A 17130-nucleotide genomic window follows, 5' to 3' on the forward strand; every position below is an offset into this window, starting at 1 on the left:
GACCGGGTGAGCGCGAGGTGAGCGCGGGCGTCGTCGTGCGCGGTGCCGGGTCGATCGGCCGCCGCCACGCCCGGGTCCTCTCGGCCCTCGGGTGCTCGGTGTCGCTGTGGCCGGTACGACCGCGCGGTTCCGACGCCTACCCCGACCTGCCCGGCGTCCGCGTCGTCGGCGACGCGTCGGCGCCGGCCCTGCTCGCCGCTGCCGACCTCGTCGTCGTCGCCACCGACACCGGCCGGCACGTGGCCGACACCGTGGCCGCGCTCGACGCCGGCGCCCGCCGGGTGCTGCTCGAGAAGCCGGTCGCCCCGACGCGTGTCGACGCGGAGGCACTCGCCGCCCACCCCCGCGCCGGTGAGGTCTGGGTCGCGGCGCCGCTGCGCGCCCACGAGGCGTTCCGGCACGTGCTCGGCTCGGTCGGCTCGGTCTTCGGCAGCACGCCCGGTGGCACCGTCTCGGCACACGCGTGGTCGCAGTCGTGGCTGCCCGACTGGCGCCCCGACCGCGACCACCGCGAGTCCTACTCGGCCCGCGCCGACGAGGGCGGGGTCCTGCGCGACCTCGTCCACGAGCTCGACTACCTCTCCGTGCTGCTCGGCCCTCCGACGCTCCTCGGCGCCCGGCTCGAGCACGACGGCCCCCTCGACATCGAGGCCGAGCAGGCCGCGACGCTGCTCTGGTCGGCCGGCCGGGCCACCGTCACGTGCCGCCTCGACTACGTGACGCGTCCGGCGACCCGCGGCCTCGTCCTGCGCGGGCCCGACGGGTGCCTCGAGTGGGACGTGCCGTCCGCGACGGTGCGGCACACCGGGGCCGACGGGTCGGTGACCACCCGCGTCTTCGACGCCGACCTCGACCGCGACGCGACGATGGCCACCCAGGCCCGCGCCGCGCTCGACCTCTCCCCCGCCACCGACGCCCCGACGCGTCACGCCGCCGGCGCCCCGGCCACCCTCGCCGAGGGGCTGGCCACCCTGGACCTCTGCGACCGAGCGAGGAAGCTGTCATGACGACCCAACCAACTAGCCCGCCTCGCATCCTCGCGGTCATCCCGGCCCGAGGTGGATCGAAGGGCCTGCCCGGCAAGAACATCCGCCCGCTGGCCGGCCTGCCGCTCGTCGCGCACTCGGTGCGGGCCGCGGCGATGACGCCCGAGGTCACCCGGTGCGTCGTCACCACCGACTCCGAGGAGATCGCCGACGTCGCGCGGGCCCACGGCGGCGAGGCACCTTTCCTGCGCCCGGCCCGCCTCGCGGGTGACGACGCGCCGATGGCCCCCGTCGTGCGGCACGCCCTCGAGTGGGTCGAGGCCGACGAGGGCCGGGCCTACGACGCCGTCCTGCTCCTCGACCCCACGAGCCCCTCCCGCGTCCCGGCCCAGTTGGCCGAGGCGGCCCGGCGCCTCGCCGACGACCCGGCGCTCGACGGCGTCATCGCCGTGTCCGAGCCGACCTTCAACCCGGTGTGGGTCGGCGTCCGGCCCGCCGACGCGTCGCGCCCCGACGGCCCGCTCACCCGGTTCATCGACGCCGGCACCGGGATCACCCGGCGCCAGGACGCCGCGCGGTTCCTGCGCATCAACGGCAACTTCTACCTGTGGCGGGCCGACTTCGTGCGCCGCCTCGAGGCGTCGTGGTTCGACGAGGGAACGCACGCGGGCCTGGAGATCCCCGAGGCCCAGGCCTTCTCGATCGACGACGAGTACGAGTTCCGGCTCATCGAGGCCCTCGTCGGCGCGGGCCTCATCACGCTGCCCTGGCTCGAGGGCCGCCCCACCGCACCGAAGGACACCCGATGACCGCCGGCCACCCGACGCACTCGACCGACCTCACCGGCCGCACCGCTGTCGTCACCGGCGGGGCCGGGCCGCTCGGCCGCGTGCTCTGCGACGCCCTGGCCACCGCAGGCGCACGGGTGGTCGTCGTCGACCTCGACGCGTCCGCCTGCGCCGCCGCGGCCGACGGGCTGGCCGGCGCGGACCACGTGCCGCTCGCGGCGAACCTCCTCGACCCGGAAGGCCTGTCCGCGGTCGTCGACGCCGTCACCGGGCTCGGCGCCTGCGACGTCCTCGTCAACAACGCCGCCTTCACCGGCACGTCCGGCGTGCCCGGCTACGCGGTCCCCTTCGAGGAGCAGACCGACGACGCGTTCACCATGGCCCTCGCCCTCAACCTCACGGCGCCGTTCTCGCTGACCCGGCGCCTCGCCCCGCTGCTGCGCGCCGGTGGCCACGGCAGCGTCGTCAACGTGTCGAGCATCTACGGCCTCGTCGGGCCGAACATGGGCCTCTACGCCGGCACCCGGATGGGCAACCCGGCGGCCTACGCCGCGAGCAAGGGGGGCCTCGCCCAGCTGACCCGCTACCTGTCGACCGTCCTCGCGCCGGACGTGCGCGTCAACGCCTTCGCCCCCGGCGGCATCGCCCGCGGACAGGACGACGCGTTCGTCGAGCGCTACGAGGCGCTGACGCCGCTGGCCCGGATGGGCACCGAGGACGACTTCCGCGGCGTCGTCACGTGGCTGGCCTCCGACGCGTCGGCCTACGTCACCGGCCAGGTCGTCGCCGTCGACGGCGGCTGGACGGCCTGGTAGGCCGCCCAGCCGGGGTCGTCGGTCCGGCCTGCCCTCAGCCCTTGAGCTCGGGGGCGACCTTCTCCTCGAACAGCTCGATGCCGGAACGGTCGTAGGCGGCCTCGCCGAAGTAGGTGATCGCGTACGTCATGCCGCGCGACTCCATGTCCTTGAGCATCTCCACGACCTGCTCGGGCGTGCCCACCGCCGGCTGGCGGCGCAGGCTCTCGACGTGCTCCTCGACCTTCTTCTCGGGCACGCCGCCGCGGCGGAGCAGCTCGCCGTTGAACTTGAGGCGGTCCTCGACGTCGGCCTCGGTCTCGCCGATGACGACGTTGTAGTTGGCCGAGCGGACGATCGAGCCGAAGTCGCGTCCGAGCGCGTCGCAGTGGCCCTTGAGGATCTCGCTCTTGTGGTCGAAGCCCTCCGCGGCGCCGTCGAAGTTCGTGTAGTCGGCGTACTGCGCGGCGATCTTGAGGGTCACCTTCTCGCCCCCGCCGGCGATCCACATCGGGATGCCGTTGTCGGGGCTGCCCAGGTGGCTCGTGCCCTGCAGCGGGCGCGGGGCGCAGAGCGCGCCGTCGACCTGGTAGTACTTTCCGTCGAGCGTGGCCGAGCCCTTGGTCCACATGTCGCGGAACACCTGCACGCCCTCGCGCAGGGCGCCGAGCCGGTCGCCGGCCTTGGGGAAGCCGTAGCCGAAGGCACGCCACTCGTGCTCGTACCAGCCGGCGCCGATGCCCATCTCCGTGCGGCCGCCCGAGACGACATCGACCGTCGCCGCGACCTTCGCGAGGTAGGCGGGGTTGCGGTAGGCCATGCACGTGCACATCTGGCCGAGCCGCACCCGGTCGGTGGCCGCCGCGAAGGCAGCCATCAGCGTCCACGCCTCGTGCGTCGCCTCGTCCGAGGGCTCCGGCACGGTGTGGAAGTGGTCGTAGACCCAGATGGACTCGAAGACGTCGCCGTCGTCGGCGTGCTTGGCGAGGTTGACCATGGCTTCCCACTGCTGGGCCGGCTCGATGCCGACGAGATCCATCCGCCAGCCCTGGGGAACGAACATTCCGAATCGCATCGGGCCATCCAACCACGGGTGGCTGGACGACCCCGGTCCCGTCCCGCACGCGCTCGCCCGCGTCCGGCCCCCTCGCGCGTGTGAGGATGGGGCGCATGGCCTCGCACCGCAACGACCCCGACGTCATCCGCGACCTGCTCCACACGCCGGCGACGTGGGCGGTCGTCGGACTCGGCGACAACCCCGACCGCACCGCCTACCGCGTCGCGCTCTGGCTCCAGCGCGAGCTCGGCATGCGGCTCGTCCCGGTGCACCCGTCGGCGGCGACGGTCCACGGCTCCACCGGGTACGCCTCGCTGTCGGACATCCCCGACGGCTCGGTCGTCAAGGTCGTCGACTTCTTCGTCAACAGCGACCACGTGGGGGCGGTGGTCGACGAGGCGATCGCCGAGCGCGAGCGGCTCGGGATCGAGGCCCTGTGGCTGCAGCTCGGCGTCGTCGACGAGGACGCCGCCGCCCGCGCCGAGGCGGCCGGGCTGGCCGTCGTCATGGACACCTGCCCGAAGATCGAGTTCCCGCGGGTCCAGCCCGGCGACGGCGCCGACGCCGTCACCGGCTGACGCGGGCAGCCGCCTCAGTCGAGGCCGCGGGCGACCTCGTCGCGGAGCTTGGCGCCCTTGGCGTGCGCCTGGTCGCGCAGGTCGTCCTGGAAGGCGAGCATCCGCTCGCGCACGTCGGCGGCCAGCTCGTCCGAGCCGGAGGCGACGATCCGGGCCGCCAGCAGCCCGGCGTTGCGGGCCCCGCCCACCGAGACCGTCGCGACCGGGACGCCGGCCGGCATCTGCACGATCGACAGCAGCGAGTCCATCCCGTCGAGGTACTTCAGCGGCACCGGCACCCCGACGACCGGCAGCGGCGTCACCGACGCGAGCATCCCGGGCAGGTGGGCCGCTCCGCCGGCGCCGGCGACGATGACGCGCAGGCCGCGGCCCGCGGCGTCGTGGCCGTAGGCGATCATCTCGTCGGGCATCCGGTGCGCCGACACGACGTCGGCCTCGAACGGGATGCCGAACTCCTGCAGGGCGCGGGCCGCCTCACGCATGACGGGCCAGTCGCTGTCGCTGCCCATGACGATGCCGACGACGGGGGCCGGGCCGGGGGCGCTGGTCTGCTGCTCGCTCACGATGTCCTCGCTCACTCGGGTTGTCTCACTCGGGTGGTCTTACTCGGTGACGGTGCCGCGCAGGTAGTCCGCGGCGTGCCCCGCCCGCTCCCGCGCGTCGTCGAGGTCGGGCGCGCTGACGTTGACGTGGCCGATCTTGCGGCCCGGGCGCACGCCCTTGCCGTAGAGGTGGACCTTGACGCCGGGGTCGCGGGCCATGATGTGGCGGTAGGCCGAGTACAGCTCCTCGTGCTCGGGGCGGTCGCCACCGAGGACGTTGGCCATGACGGTCCACGGGGCGCGCGGCCGCGGGTCGCCGAGCGGCAGGTCGAGCACGGCACGCAGGTGCTGCTCGAACTGGCCGGTGACCGCGCCGTCCATCGACCAGTGGCCGCTGTTGTGCGGTCGCATCGCCAGCTCGTTGACGACGTAGGCGGGGGCGCCGTCGCGCTCGACCTCGAACATCTCGACGGCGAGGACGCCGGTGACGCCGAGCTCGCCCGCGATCCGGAGGGCGGCCTCGGTGGCGCTCGAGGCGAGGTCGGGGCCAAGGTGCGGCGCCGGGGCGAGCACCTCGGTGCAGATGCCGTCGGTCTGGACCGTCTCGACGACGGGCCACGCCGCGGCCTGCCCCGAGGGGCTGCGGGCCACGAGGACGGCGATCTCGCGGGTGAAGTCGACCTTCTCCTCGAGGAGCAGGCCGTCCTCGAGCGCGCCGGGCTCACCGACGTGGGCGAGCCACTCGGCGACGTCGTCGACGGAGCGAGCGACGGTGACGCCCTTGCCGTCGTAGCCCCCGCGCGGCGTCTTGGCGATGACCGGCCAGCCGACCTCGGCGGCGAAGGCCTCGACGTCCTCGGCGGTGCGGGCGGCACGCCAGCGCGGGCACGCGACCCCGAGGGCCTCGAGCCGCTCACGCATCGCGAGCTTGTCCTGGGCGAAGCGCAGCGCCGCCGGCGTCGGGTGCAGCACGACGCCCTCGGCCTCCAGCTCGGCGAGCACCGCCTGCGGCACGTGCTCGTGGTCGAAGGTCACGACGTCGCACGAGGCGGCGAAGGCCCGGATCGCCTCGACGTCGGTGTGTTCGCCGACCGGGGCGCTCGGCACGACGAGGGCTGCGGCCGCGGTGTCGCTCTCGGCGAGGACCGACAGCTGGATGCCGAGCTCGACGGCCGGGCCCTGCATCATCCGGGCCAGCTGGCCTCCGCCGACGACGCCGACGACGGGGAATCCTCCGGGGGCGCGCTTGGGCTGGCTCACGGCGCCCAAGCGTAGCCGCGCCCGCTCAGGCGCGAGCGTCCGGTCCACCCGAGGCGACCGGGGCGACGCCGGCGGGCTCCCCCGGCCCGTCGCCGGGCTCGGCCAGGACTGCCTCGGCGTGGCTCGGGTCGGCGAGGTCGGGGTGGTGGGTGCGCACCGCGGCGAAGGTCCACAGCTTGTTGAGCACGAACGAGACCGGCGTCGTCACGGCGATGACGATGAGCTGGGCCCAGTAGAGGCGGGTGCGGAAGCCGGTCGAGTTGTCGAAGACCGACTCGGGCAGGTGCAGCGCGGAGTTCGGGTGCATGAGCAGCGTCAGCAGGACGAGCCCGACGACCTGGGCGAGGAGACCGACGGCGAGGAACGGCAGGTACTCGCGCATCCACCGGGCGTGCCGGCTCGTGCGGAACGTCCAGGTGCGGTTGAGCTGGAAGTTCCAGAGGTTGGCCACGAGGAAGGCGATCGTCGAGTACACGTGGTACCAGCGCACGTGGTACTCGGTGCCGCCGAGGGCGACGATCGCCGCGTGCTCGTCCGGGCCGAGCTTCTTGACGACGATGAGCGTCAGCATGTTGACGAGCACGCCGGACAGACCCACGACCCCGAACCGGAAGAGCAGCACCCAGTTGTGGCGGTGGCGCACGAAAAGGAAGTGGTGCAGGCGCCTCACGGGCGCACCCTACCCCGGCTTCCCGGACGCTCCCGCAGGTTCCGGCGAGTCGGGGCGCGCCGGAGGCCAGGCTCAGTCGGTCTCGGCCTCGGACAGGAACAGGGCGAACCGTGCCGGCTGGGCCTGCACGAGGTCGAGGCGCCCACCGTTGGACTCGGCGAGGTCGCGGGCCAGGGCCAGGCCCAGGCCCGTGCTGCCGCCCGCGCCGCTGCTGACCGAGCGCTCGAAGATGTGCGGCGCCATCGCGGCCGGCACGCCGTCGCCCTGGTCGCTGACCTCGACGATGACCGAGGGGCCCGAGCGCCGCGCGTGGATGTCGACGGTGCCACGACCGTGCACGAGGGAGTTCTCGAGCAGCGTCGAGAGGATCTGCGAGAGCGCGACCGGCGTCGACCGCACGAACAGCCCCCGCTCGCCGTGGACGCGCACCGAGCGTCGGGCCTGCTCGAAGGCCGGCTGCCACTCGCGCTGCAGCGCCGCGATGACCGAGTCGAGCGACACCGCCGGCGACGGGCCGCCGGACCCGCGGGCGCGGCCGAGGAGGTCGTCGACGACGCGCGTCAGGCGTTCGACCTGCGCGATGGCGATGTTCGCCTCCTCCTTGACCACGTCGCCGTCGTCGGTCTCGGAGATCTCCTCGAGGCGCATGAGCAGGGCGGTCAGGGGCGTGCGCAGCTGGTGGCTGGCGTCGGCGGCGAAGTCGCGCTCGGCGGCGAGCGACTTGGTCATGTCGTGGGCCCGACGCGTCATGACGCCGGACACCTCGTCGATCTCGGAGATGCCCGAGTGCACGGGCGTGAGGCGCGCCTCGCCGTTGGCGAAGCGCGAGGCGAGGTGCAGCAGCTGCTGGGAGGCGTCCTCGACGCGCTGGCGCCACGCCCGCGTCGCGACGAAGCCGGCACCGGCCGACACGACGACGACACCGACCATCGCGGCGGAGAACCAGCCGACGGCAACGAGCGGGTCGGGGTCGAGCCAGGAGACGACCGCGTCGGGCTGCTGCGTCACGAACCACCAGACGAGGCCCGTGGCCAGCACGAGGCACAGCGCGGCCGTGACCCCCACGACGACGAACGCCATCCGGTCGAGCAGCCGCCTCATCTCACTCCGCCTGGGGACGTTCGAAGCGGAAGCCGACGCCGCGGACCGTGGCGATGTACTGCGGCGAGGTGGCGTCGTCGCCGAGCTTTCGCCGCAGCACCGAGATGTGCATGTCGAGGGTCTTGGTCGAGCCGAACCACGCGGTGTCCCAGATCTCGCGCATCAGCTGCTCGCGGGAGACGACCTTGCCCTGCTCGCGGACGAGGACGCGCAGCAGGTCGAACTCCTTGGCGGTCAGCTGCAGCTCCTGGCCCTTGAACCAGGCGCGCCGGCCGTCGGAGTCGATGCGGACGAGCTCGCCGGAGGCCACGACCTCGGTGGGCGTGCGACGCAGCAGCGCCCGGACCCGCGCCAGCAGCTCGGCGAGGCGGAAGGGCTTGGTCACGTAGTCGTCGGCGCCGGCGTCGAGACCCACGACGGTGTCGACCTCGTCGGCCCGGGCCGTGAGGATGAGGACCGGGATGGTGCGGCCCTCGGCGCGGATCCGGCGGCACACCTCCAGCCCGTCGATCTTCGGCAGGCCGAGGTCGAGCAGGACGAGGTCGGGGTTCTCCTTGGCGCCGTCGAGGGCGGCCGAACCGTCCTCACGCACGTCGACGTCGTACCCCTCGCGCCGCAGCGCACGCGCCAGCGGTTCCGAGATGGCCGGGTCGTCCTCCGCCAGGAGCACTCTCGTCATGTCACCGTCCTCACATCGCTCGCGGCCGCGCCGGGGCTGTCCGGGGTGTCCGGATCGTCCCGCCGTCCGGGGGTGGTCCGGGTCGGCCGTGGGCAGCCTATCGACAAAGGGACGATTCGCACTCGCACGCACTCGCCGACGCTCCGCGTCGGGGCGCCGCCGGCACCGCGGGGGTCAGCGCCCGGGCCACTCCGGGCGTCGCTTCTCGGCGAACGCCGCCACACCCTCACGGCGGTCGCCGGAGAAGGCCGTGGCGCGCCAGCACGCGTCCTCGATCTCGAGGCCCGCCGCGAGGTCGACGTCGGCGCCGAGGCGCATGGCCCGCTTGGCGTTGCGCAGCCCGACGGGCGAGTTGGCGGCGATGACCGCCGCGAGCTCGAGCGCGCGGTCGCGGGCCGTCCCCGCCGCGACCATCTCGTCGACGGCACCGAGTGCGAGCGCCTCGCCCGCACCGAGCCGGGCCGCGGTGAAGATCGCCCGGGCGGCCCTGGACCACCCGACGCGGCGCACGAGCAGCTGGGTGCCCCCGCCGCCGGGGATGACGCCGACACCCACCTCGGGCAGCCCGACCGTCGCCGCGTCACCGGCCACGATGACGTCGCAGGACAGGGCCAGCTCGAACCCGCCGCCGAGCGCGAAGCCGTCGACGGCTGCGATCGCCGGCACCGGCAGCCCGAGGACGCCGCCGTACGCCCGTCGCGCCACCGGGCGCTGCTCCATGAGGTCGGCGTCGGTGAAGGCGTTGCGCTCCTTGAGGTCGGCACCGACGCAGAAGGCCTTCGGGTGGCTCGAGGTGAGCACGACGCAGCGCACCGACGCGTCGGACGCGACGGCGTCGGTCGCGGCGGCGATCGCCCGGGCCATGTCGGTCGAGACGGCGTTCATCGCCGCGGGACGGTCCAGGACGATCTCGGCGACGTGGGCCAGCGACGGCTCGTCGAACCGCTCGACCCGCACGAGGGGGGCGGTGGCGTCGGTGTGGTCTGGCTGGCTGGTCACAGCGGGGTCTCCTGGCGACGGTGCGAGGGCGGGTGGTGGACAGGTCAGGACGTGCGGCGTCCGGTGGCCGGGGCGCGGCGCAGCAGCGAGGGCGTCACGGGCCCGACGCCCCGCAGGATGCGGCGGCGCTGCCCGGTCAGCTCGAAGCCCGACATCGCCGCCAGCTCGCGCGCCAGCGTGGCGTCGACGAGGACGGTGCCGGCCTGGGCCACGGCGGTCAGGCGCGAGGCCCGGTTGACCGTGGTGCCGAAGACGTCGCCGAGGCGGGAGATGATCGGGCCGCGCGCCATGCCGCAGCGCACGTCGGGCAGGACGTCGTCCTCGGTCATCGTCTCGACGAGGTCGAGGGCGATGGCGGCGGCCGGGGCGACGCCGACGGTCGTGAAGAGCACCTCGTCGCCGACCGTCTTGATGAGGCGGCCGCCGTGGGCCGTGATGACGTCGGCCGACAGCGCCTCGAAGCGCGAGACGAGCCGGGCGAGGTCGCGCTCGGACATCCGCCGCACGAGGGCCGTGAAGTTGACGAGGTCGGCGAACCCGACAGAGCGCATCTTCGTGGAGCCGTAGGACTCCGGGTCGGCGTCGGCCAGCATGCGCGACACGGTCGCCGACAGGTGGCGTCGCCACGCGTAGACGAGCAGCGGTTCGAGCCGGTCGGTCAGGGCGGCGAGGCGGCGGGCGGTCTCCTCGGCGGTCTCGATGCCGGGCACGGCCCGCGACTCGCCGGCGTCGTGCTCGTCGCCCTCGTGGGCCCGCGACCACTCCGCCTCGACCGCCTCGGCGATGAGCTGTGACTGCCAGCCGGCGAGGCGGTCGGTGGACCGGGCGAACGCCCGGGTCATCGCGAGCGCCGTGGTCTCGTCGAGCAGGCCGTCGCGCACGATGCCGGCCACGGCCGTCAGGGCACGCTGGTCGGCCTCGGTGAACAGCTCGTCGTCGGTGTCGACGACGGGGAAGCCCAGCGCGTGCCAGAACCGGCGCGCGGACAGCAGCGACACCTCGGCGCCACGGCTGACGTCGCGGCGGCGCAGCTCGAGCGGCCGGCCGAGGAGCTGCTCGGTGTAGTCGCGGGTGGCCCGCTCGTCGGCGTCCCCGCCGCCCGGGCCCGGCTCCGTCATGGGGCCGATCATGCCAGCACCCCTGCGCTCAGCGCCGTCGCACGTGGACGACGTCGCCGGCGGCGAAGGCGCGCCGGCCCGACGGGGTGTCGACGACGAGGGCGCCGGTCTCGTCGACGGCCACAGCAGTGCCCTCGACGGGCTCCCCGACAGGCAGGTGGACGCGGACCACCTGTCCCAGCGTCGAGCACGCCGCGCGGTAGGCGTCGCGGGCGCCGTCGGCGCCGAGCCCGGCCCCGACGCCCGGGCCGACGAGGGCCGCGAGCTCGTGGAGGTAGGCGACGACGAGGTCCTCACGACGCACCCGCACCCCGGTGAGGGCGACCGACGTCGCGGTGTCGACGGGCAGCTCGTCGCGGTCCTGGTCGACGTTGACCCCGGTGCCGACGACCACGGCCCGCCGCGGCGCCGGTCCCGGGACGTCGACGAGCTCGCAGAGGATGCCGCTGACCTTGCGGTCGCCGTCCTCGGGCAGCAGGACGTCGTTGGGCCACTTGAGCCGGGGCGACAGGGCGTGCCCGGCCCGCTCCGTCGTCGAGGTGATCGCCCGGGCGAGGGCCAGGCCCGCGAGCAGCGGCAGCCAGCCGAGCCCGGTCGCGCCGGCCGGGTCGTCGGCCGGGCCGTCGACCGGCACGGCGGCCGAGACGGCGACCGACGCCCGGTCCGGCACCTCCCAGGCGCGCCCGAGGCGTCCGCGTCCGCCGGTCTGGTGGTCGGTGAGCACGACCCACCACAGCGCGCCGTCGGCCGAGGCGAGCCGCGACGCGTCGGGACCGATGCCCTCGGCGGCCCCCGTCAGCAGCTCGCGCAGGCGGCTGTTGGTCGAGCCGATGGCGGGGTGGAACTCGACCCCGCGCCACGGCTGCCCGGACGTGACCAAGGCCGCACCGACGATCTCCGGCTCCAGCGAGTTGCGCACGTATCCAAGGCTAGAGTGCGGCCATGGCAACGGATCACGCCCTCGCAGAGCCGGCCTCGGACACCGCTTCGAACACCGCGACCGGCCCCGACCTGACGACGACGGCCGGCAAGCTCGCCGACCTCAAGCGTCGGGTGGCCGAGGTCGCGCACGCCGGGTCGGACCGCGCCGTCGAGAAGCAGCACGCCCGCGGTAAGAAGACGGCCCGCGAGCGCATCGCGATGCTCCTCGACGAGGGCACGTTCATCGAGATGGACAAGTACGCCCGGCATCGCAGCAACAACTTCGGCCAGGAGAAGAACCGTCCCTACGGCGACGGCGTCGTCACCGGCTACGGCACCATCGACGGCCGGCAGGTGGCGGTCTTCGCCCAGGACTTCACCGTCTTCGGCGGGTCCCTCGGCGAGGTGTTCGGCGAGAAGATCGTCAAGGTCATGGACTTCGCCATGAAGATCGGCTGCCCGGTCATCGGCCTCAACGACTCCGGTGGCGCCCGCATCCAGGAGGGCGTCGTCTCCCTCGGCCTCTACGGCGAGATCTTCCACCGCAACGTCCGCGCGTCGGGCGTCGTCCCGCAGATCAGCCTCGTCATGGGCCCGTGCGCGGGCGGCGCGGTGTACTCCCCCGCCATCACCGACTTCACCGTCATGGTCGACCAGACCTCCCACATGTTCATCACCGGCCCCGACGTCATCAAGACCGTCACCGGCGAGGACGTCGGCTTCGAGGAGCTCGGCGGCGCCAAGACGCACAACAGCAAGTCGGGCGTCGCGCACTACATGGGCAGCGACGAGCAGGACGCCATCGACTACGTCAAGGCGCTGCTGTCCTACCTGCCGAGCAACAACATGGAGACCCCGCCCTCGTTCGGCGAGGGCGAGGCCGACCTCGCCGTCACCGACGAGGACCGCTGGCTCGACACCTGCATCCCCGACTCCCCGAACGTCCCCTACGACATGAAGCACGTCGTCGAGCACGTCGTCGACGACGGCGACTTCCTGGAGGTCCAGCCGCTCTTCGCGCCGAACATCATCACCGGCTTCGCCCGCATCGACGGCATGTCGGTCGGCATCGTGGCCAACCAGCCGCTGCAGTTCGCCGGTTGTCTCGACATCGACGCCTCCGAGAAGGCCGCCCGCTTCGTGCGCACCTGCGACTGCTTCAACGTGCCGGTGCTGACCTTCGTCGACGTGCCCGGCTTCCTGCCCGGCACGAGCCAGGAGTGGGACGGCATCATCCGCCGCGGCGCCAAGCTCATCTACGCCTACGCCGAGGCGACGGTCCCCAAGATCACCGTCATCACCCGCAAGGCCTACGGCGGCGCCTACGACGTCATGGGCTCCAAGCACCTCGGCGCCGACATCAACCTCGCCTGGCCCACCGGCCAGATCGCCGTCATGGGCGCCCAGGGCGCCGTCAACATCCTCTACCGCAAGGAGCTCGCGGCCACGGCGGCCGAGGGCGGCGACGTCGAGGCCCACCGCGCCGAGCTCGTCGCGCACTACGAGGAGACGCTCGCCAACCCGTACATCGCGGCCGAGCGCGGCTACATCGACACCGTCATCAGCCCCTCGAACACCCGGATGAACGTCACCCGCGCGCTGCGGGCGCTGCGGAACAAGCGCGAGACGCTGCCGCCGAAGAAGCACGGGAACATCCCGCTGTGAGCACCGACGCCATCGCCACCGACGCCATCGCCACCGAGGCCGTCGCCACCGACGCACCCACCGAGGCGCCGCCCGAGCCCGCGCTCCGCATCGTCCACGGGGACCCGACGCCGGAGGAGCTCGCGGCCCTCGTCGCCGTGCTCTCGGCGCTCGGCGGGGCCGAGGACGCCGAACCGCCGCGCCGACGCTCCCCGTGGAGCGACCCGCGCTGGCGTCTGGTCGGCGCCTCCGCCCGACGCGACGGGTGGCGCACGAGCGCTCTCCCGCGCTGACGCAAACCACCACAACACGCCCATCGCGCCCCCGAGGCGAGGTGGGCGTGTCGCGTACCGCCTTGTGCCAGTTGATGGTTCACGTCACAGCAGTCACACCTGTTTCGGTTGGCCGGGGCGGGGGCGACTCGCCTAGGCTGTCTCCTCGTGTCCGTCGACCCCGCCTCCGCCACCCGGCTCGCCGGGCGCTACCGCCTGAGTGAGCTCATCGCCGTCGGAGGCATGGGAGAGGTGCACCTCGCCGTCGACGAGCGCCTCGGCCGCCGCGTCGCCGTGAAGATCATGTCGCGGGCGGTGTCGGAGTACTCCGACTCGGTCGAGCGGTTCCGGCGCGAGGCCGTCGTCGTCGCCCGGCTCAACCACCCGAACATCGCCCAGGTCTACGACTACGGCGTCGAGGACGGCGCCCACTTCATCGTCATGGAGTACGCCGAGGGGTCCGACCTGTCCCGGGTGCTGCGCGAGCGTGGCCCGCTCGAGGCCGGCGAGGCGCTGTCGGTGACGACCCAGGTCTGCGCGGCCCTCGCCGCCGCCCACCGGGCCGGTGTCGTGCACCGCGACATCAAGCCCGGCAACGTCATCGTCGGTCCCGACGGCTCGGTCAAGGTCACCGACTTCGGCATCGCCCGGGCGCTCGGCCAGGCCGCCCTCACCGATGCCGGCACCGTCCTCGGCACGGCCCAGTACCTGCCGCCCGAGCAGGTCCGCGGCGAGCCGGCGACCCCGGCCTCGGACCTCTACGCGCTCGGCATCCTGCTCTTCCAGATGGTGACGGGCACGCCGCCGTTCACCGGCGACTCCCCCGTCGCCATCGCGATGCGCCACCTCGACGAGGCGGTCCCCGCCCCGAGCGCGGCCGTCCCCGGGCTGCCGGGTGTCGTCGACCGCGTCGTCGCGCGCGCCACGGCCAAGGCCCCGGGCGACCGCTACCGCGACGCCGACGCGATGGCGCGCGCCGTGCGGTCCACCGACACCACCGACGCCTTCCACCCGGCCGACGCGTCGGCCGCGTTCGCGGCCACCCGCGCCCTCCCGACGCAGCGCACCCCGGCGGCCGCTCCGCCGGCGCCGACGCGTGACCGGTCCGGCGACACCACCCGCGTCTCCCGGACCGACCTGCACGGGCCGGCCCGGCGCCGACCCGGCCTGCTCGTCTGGGGCGCCGTCGCGGCGGTGCTCGCCGTCGTCTTCGTCGGCGCCGTCGTCTACACCCTGACCTCCGGCACCGAGGCCCCGGCCACGGCGTCGTCCACGAAGCGCCCCGCGCCGACGCTCGCCACGACCAGCGCCCCCGAGCCGACCACGGCGCCACCGACCGAGACGGCCGCGCCCGTCACCACCGAACCGGCCCCGCAGGACACCGGCGAGGGCGACCAGGGCGACGGCGTCCGCATCCCGGGCGACCTCGTGGGCGGTGACCCCGGCTTCGCCCGGGCCGCGCTCGAGCAGCTCGGCCTGGACGTCGAGCAGGTCGAGGTGCGCTCGCGGGCCCCGGAGGGTGAGGTGCTCGCGACCTTCCCGCGGGCGAACCGGTCCGTCCCGCCGGGCAGCACCGTGGCGGTCGTCGTCAGCAAGGGCGGCGTCAAGGGCAAGGATGCCGAGCCCTGGACGGTGCCGAACGGCATCGTCGGCGCCCCCGCGGACGACGTGGAGTCCTGGGTCGACGGGCAGGGCATCAAGGTCGAACGCGTCGAGCTGCCCGCCGACGCCGACCAGGGCCTCGTCGTGGGCAGCTACCCCGGCGCGGGCGCCACGACCCGCAGCGGCCAGCTCGTCCTCTTCGTCTCCAAGGGCCGCTCCTCCGACTGAGCACCACCGGCGCCGACGGGTCCCGCGTGACCGCTCGACCGACCGGAAAATCGGCGGGATTCGCCCGACCGTCGTGGGATACGTTCGGCGGGTGACCGACACCACGACCAGCCAGGCGCCAACGACGCGCCCGCAGACCGACGTCGACCGCATCGCCGAGAGCTACTTCGAGGCCATGGTCGACCTCAGCCCGATCAGCGCCACCTACCTCGGTGTCCCGGGTCGCGAGAACGACCTCGACGATCTCTCCCCCGCGGGCCACGCCGCGCACTCGCAGCTGCGCCGCCGCACGCTCGAGGCCCTCGCCTCGGCCACCCCCGCCGACGACGTCGACCGCGTCACCGTCGCGGCCATGACCGAGCGCCTCGGCGTCGCCGAGGAGCGCTACGCGGCCGGCGTCGACGAGATGTCGCTCAACATCATCGGCTCACCGCTCCAGTCTGTCCGTGACGTCTTCGACCTCATGCCGACCGACACCCGCGAGCAGTGGCGCACGATCGCCGAGCGGCTCGGCCGCATCCCGGCCGCCCTCGAGCAGTACCGCGAGTCGCTCCTCGCGGCCCGCGAGCGGGGGCTCGTGACCCCCCGTCGCCAGGTCGTCGAGTGCGCCCAGCAGTCCCGCGACCTGCTCGACGACGAGGGCTACTTCACGACCGTCGTCGCCTCGGCGTCGGTGGGCGGGGAACCCCTCGACGGCGACGAGCACGAGCTGCTCGCGACCAACGCCCGCGCAGCCGGCGAGGCCTTCGGACGGTTCGCGGACTGGGTCGAGGCCGAGCTGCTCCCCCACGCGCCCGAGTCCGACGCGTGCGGCCGCGAACGCTACCAGCTCGAGTCGCGCTACTTCCTCGGCGCCACGGTCGACCTCGAGGAGACCTACCACTGGGGCCAGCAGCAGGTCGCCGACCTGCACGCCCAGATGCTCGAGATCGCCGAGGGGCTCGAGCCCGGCGCGAGCGTCGAGCGGGGCGTGGAGATCCTCGACGCCGACGAGCGGTACGTCCTGCACGGCACCGACGCGCTGAAGGCCTGGATGCAGGAACGCGCCGACGCCGTCATCGCCGACCTCAAGGACGTCCACTTCGACATCCCGGAGCCGGTGCAGCGCATCGAGTGCCTCATCGCCCCGACGCAGACCGGCGGCATCTACTACACCGGTCCGTCCGACGACTTCAGCCGTCCCGGACGCATGTGGTGGTCGGTCCCCAAGGGCAACACGGTGTTCCGCACGTGGACCGAGCTGACGACCGTCCACCACGAAGGCGTCCCCGGCCACCACCTGCAGGTCGCCCAGACGGTCTACCGCTCCGAGCTGCTCAACCGCTGGCGTCGCCTCGAGTCGTGGGTGTCGGGCCACGGCGAGGGCTGGGCCCTCTACGCCGAGCGCCTCATGGCCGACCTCGGCTACATGGACGACCCGGGCAACCGCATGGGCTGGCTCGCCGGTCAGTCGCTGCGGGCCGCCCGCGTCGTCATCGACGTCGGCGTCCACTGCGGCTTCGAGGCGCCCGAGGAGGTCGGCGGCGGCGAGTGGGACTGGGACAAGGCCTGGACCTACCTCACCCGCTACGGCTTCATGGACGAGAAGATCCTGCGGTACGAGCTCAACCGGTACCTCGGCTGGCCGGGGCAGGCCCCGAGCTACAAGATCGGTGAGCGCCTCTGGCTGCAGCTGCGCGACGAGGTCAAGGAGCGAGAGGGGGACGCCTTCGACCTCAAGGCGTTCCACCGTCGCGCCCTCGACGTCGGCGGCGTCGGCCTCGACACCCTGCGCGTGGCGGTCCTCGGCAACGACTGAGCCAGGCCCTCGGGGCGGGGAGTCCTCCCCGTCCCGAAGGAGCCGCGCGGCCCCTGCGAGGCTCTACGATGAGGCCGCGCCAGCCACAGGGGA

The 17130-nt window shown here is 73.7% G+C and carries 17 protein-coding genes; 8 read left to right on the plus strand and 9 right to left on the minus strand.

Features of this window, described 5'->3' with window-relative positions; genetic code table 11:
* The first annotated feature begins 17 nt into the window (after positions 1 to 17).
* From BIV28_RS03760 to BIV28_RS03770, 3 genes are read left to right on the plus strand one after another with little or no spacing between them, the layout of a single operon-like run.
* Positions 18 to 1007, plus strand: a complete 990-nt coding sequence (locus BIV28_RS03760; RefSeq protein WP_076259341.1) for a Gfo/Idh/MocA family oxidoreductase — start codon at positions 18 to 20, stop codon at positions 1005 to 1007.
* Complete coding sequence (locus BIV28_RS03765; protein ID WP_076259342.1) at positions 1004 to 1795, plus strand: acylneuraminate cytidylyltransferase family protein; 792 nt, start codon at positions 1004 to 1006, stop codon at positions 1793 to 1795. Before BIV28_RS03760 ends, BIV28_RS03765 begins: the two co-directional genes overlap by 4 nt.
* On the plus strand, positions 1792 to 2589 hold the full coding sequence (locus BIV28_RS03770) for an SDR family oxidoreductase (RefSeq protein WP_076259343.1): 798 nt from the start codon (positions 1792 to 1794) through the stop codon (positions 2587 to 2589). The genes BIV28_RS03765 and BIV28_RS03770 overlap by 4 nt, the downstream gene beginning before the upstream one ends.
* Before the next feature lie 34 nt (positions 2590 to 2623).
* Here the strand turns inward: BIV28_RS03770 and BIV28_RS03775 are convergent, their stop codons facing one another.
* Complete coding sequence (locus BIV28_RS03775; RefSeq protein ID WP_076259345.1) at positions 2624 to 3643, minus strand: LLM class F420-dependent oxidoreductase; 1020 nt, start codon at positions 3641 to 3643, stop codon at positions 2624 to 2626.
* A 95-nt stretch (positions 3644 to 3738) separates the two neighbouring features.
* Here BIV28_RS03775 and BIV28_RS03780 point away from each other — a divergent pair, with 95 nt between their 5' ends.
* Positions 3739 to 4203 (plus strand): CoA-binding protein, encoded by a 465-nt coding sequence (locus BIV28_RS03780; RefSeq protein ID WP_076259347.1) that lies wholly within the window; start codon positions 3739 to 3741, stop codon positions 4201 to 4203.
* 14 nt (positions 4204 to 4217) lie between these two features.
* On the opposite strand, the gene purE is transcribed toward BIV28_RS03780, so the two are convergent.
* From purE to BIV28_RS03820, 8 genes are all read right to left on the minus strand, one after another.
* Positions 4218 to 4712 (minus strand): 5-(carboxyamino)imidazole ribonucleotide mutase, encoded by a 495-nt coding sequence (gene purE / locus BIV28_RS03785; protein ID WP_076259489.1) that lies wholly within the window; start codon positions 4710 to 4712, stop codon positions 4218 to 4220.
* Positions 4713 to 4805: 93 nt separating this feature from the next.
* Positions 4806 to 6005 (minus strand): 5-(carboxyamino)imidazole ribonucleotide synthase, encoded by a 1200-nt coding sequence (locus BIV28_RS03790; protein WP_076259491.1) that lies wholly within the window; start codon positions 6003 to 6005, stop codon positions 4806 to 4808.
* A 25-nt stretch (positions 6006 to 6030) separates the two neighbouring features.
* Positions 6031 to 6675: a GtrA family protein gene (locus BIV28_RS03795; protein WP_083706999.1), complete on the minus strand. Its 645-nt coding sequence runs from the start codon at positions 6673 to 6675 to the stop codon at positions 6031 to 6033.
* Between the two features lie 72 nt (positions 6676 to 6747).
* A complete protein-coding gene (locus BIV28_RS03800; RefSeq protein ID WP_076259349.1) occupies positions 6748 to 7776 on the minus strand; it encodes a sensor histidine kinase in 1029 nt (342 codons plus the stop codon).
* 1 nt (position 7777) lies between these two features.
* Complete coding sequence (locus BIV28_RS03805; RefSeq protein WP_076259350.1) at positions 7778 to 8455, minus strand: response regulator transcription factor; 678 nt, start codon at positions 8453 to 8455, stop codon at positions 7778 to 7780.
* Positions 8456 to 8629: 174 nt separating this feature from the next.
* Positions 8630 to 9454 carry an enoyl-CoA hydratase-related protein gene (locus BIV28_RS03810; RefSeq protein WP_207555736.1) on the minus strand — a complete coding sequence of 275 codons (825 nt, stop codon included), beginning with the start codon at positions 9452 to 9454 and terminating at the stop codon, positions 8630 to 8632.
* Between the two features lie 44 nt (positions 9455 to 9498).
* A complete protein-coding gene (locus BIV28_RS03815; protein ID WP_242652748.1) occupies positions 9499 to 10572 on the minus strand; it encodes an adenylate/guanylate cyclase domain-containing protein in 1074 nt (357 codons plus the stop codon).
* A gap of 28 nt (positions 10573 to 10600) precedes the next feature.
* Positions 10601 to 11491 (minus strand): biotin--[acetyl-CoA-carboxylase] ligase, encoded by an 891-nt coding sequence (locus tag BIV28_RS03820; protein WP_242652749.1) that lies wholly within the window; start codon positions 11489 to 11491, stop codon positions 10601 to 10603.
* A 23-nt stretch (positions 11492 to 11514) separates the two neighbouring features.
* Between BIV28_RS03820 and BIV28_RS03825 the strand changes: the two genes are divergently transcribed.
* From BIV28_RS03825 to BIV28_RS03840, 4 genes are all read left to right on the plus strand, one after another.
* The gene (locus BIV28_RS03825; protein ID WP_076259353.1) at positions 11515 to 13158 is read left to right on the plus strand and encodes an acyl-CoA carboxylase subunit beta; all 1644 of its coding nucleotides are present in this window, start codon (positions 11515 to 11517) and stop codon (positions 13156 to 13158) included.
* Positions 13155 to 13430, plus strand: coding sequence for an acyl-CoA carboxylase subunit epsilon (locus BIV28_RS03830; RefSeq protein WP_076259355.1), 276 nt, complete (start codon positions 13155 to 13157; stop codon positions 13428 to 13430). The genes BIV28_RS03825 and BIV28_RS03830 overlap by 4 nt, the downstream gene beginning before the upstream one ends.
* Positions 13431 to 13577: 147 nt before the next feature.
* On the plus strand, positions 13578 to 15239 hold the full coding sequence (locus BIV28_RS03835) for a protein kinase domain-containing protein (RefSeq protein ID WP_076259356.1): 1662 nt from the start codon (positions 13578 to 13580) through the stop codon (positions 15237 to 15239).
* Between the two features lie 91 nt (positions 15240 to 15330).
* Positions 15331 to 17037 carry a DUF885 domain-containing protein gene (locus BIV28_RS03840; protein WP_076259358.1) on the plus strand — a complete coding sequence of 569 codons (1707 nt, stop codon included), beginning with the start codon at positions 15331 to 15333 and terminating at the stop codon, positions 17035 to 17037.
* Positions 17038 to 17130: the final 93 nt, after the last annotated feature.

The organism is Intrasporangium flavum (assembly GCF_001956915.1).
GTDB classification, from domain to species: Bacteria; Actinomycetota; Actinomycetes; order Actinomycetales; family Dermatophilaceae; genus Monashia; species Monashia flava.

Excerpts from the sequence above, each read along its gene's own strand:
- BIV28_RS03765 (WP_076259342.1), top strand. The coding sequence starts at position 1,004 with ATGACGACCCAACCAACTAGCCCGCCTCGCATCCTCGCGGTCATCCCG.
- BIV28_RS03770 (WP_076259343.1), top strand. The coding sequence starts at position 1,792 with ATGACCGCCGGCCACCCGACGCACTCGACCGACCTCACCGGCCGCACC.
- BIV28_RS03775 (WP_076259345.1), bottom strand. The coding sequence starts at position 3,643 with ATGCGATTCGGAATGTTCGTTCCCCAGGGCTGGCGGATGGATCTCGTC.
- BIV28_RS03780 (WP_076259347.1), top strand. The coding sequence starts at position 3,739 with ATGGCCTCGCACCGCAACGACCCCGACGTCATCCGCGACCTGCTCCAC.
- purE (WP_076259489.1), bottom strand. The coding sequence starts at position 4,712 with ATGGGCAGCGACAGCGACTGGCCCGTCATGCGTGAGGCGGCCCGCGCC.
- BIV28_RS03800 (WP_076259349.1), bottom strand. The coding sequence starts at position 7,776 with ATGAGGCGGCTGCTCGACCGGATGGCGTTCGTCGTCGTGGGGGTCACG.
- BIV28_RS03805 (WP_076259350.1), bottom strand. The coding sequence starts at position 8,455 with ATGACGAGAGTGCTCCTGGCGGAGGACGACCCGGCCATCTCGGAACCG.
- BIV28_RS03815 (WP_242652748.1), bottom strand. The coding sequence starts at position 10,572 with ATGACGGAGCCGGGCCCGGGCGGCGGGGACGCCGACGAGCGGGCCACC.
- BIV28_RS03825 (WP_076259353.1), top strand. The coding sequence starts at position 11,515 with ATGGCAACGGATCACGCCCTCGCAGAGCCGGCCTCGGACACCGCTTCG.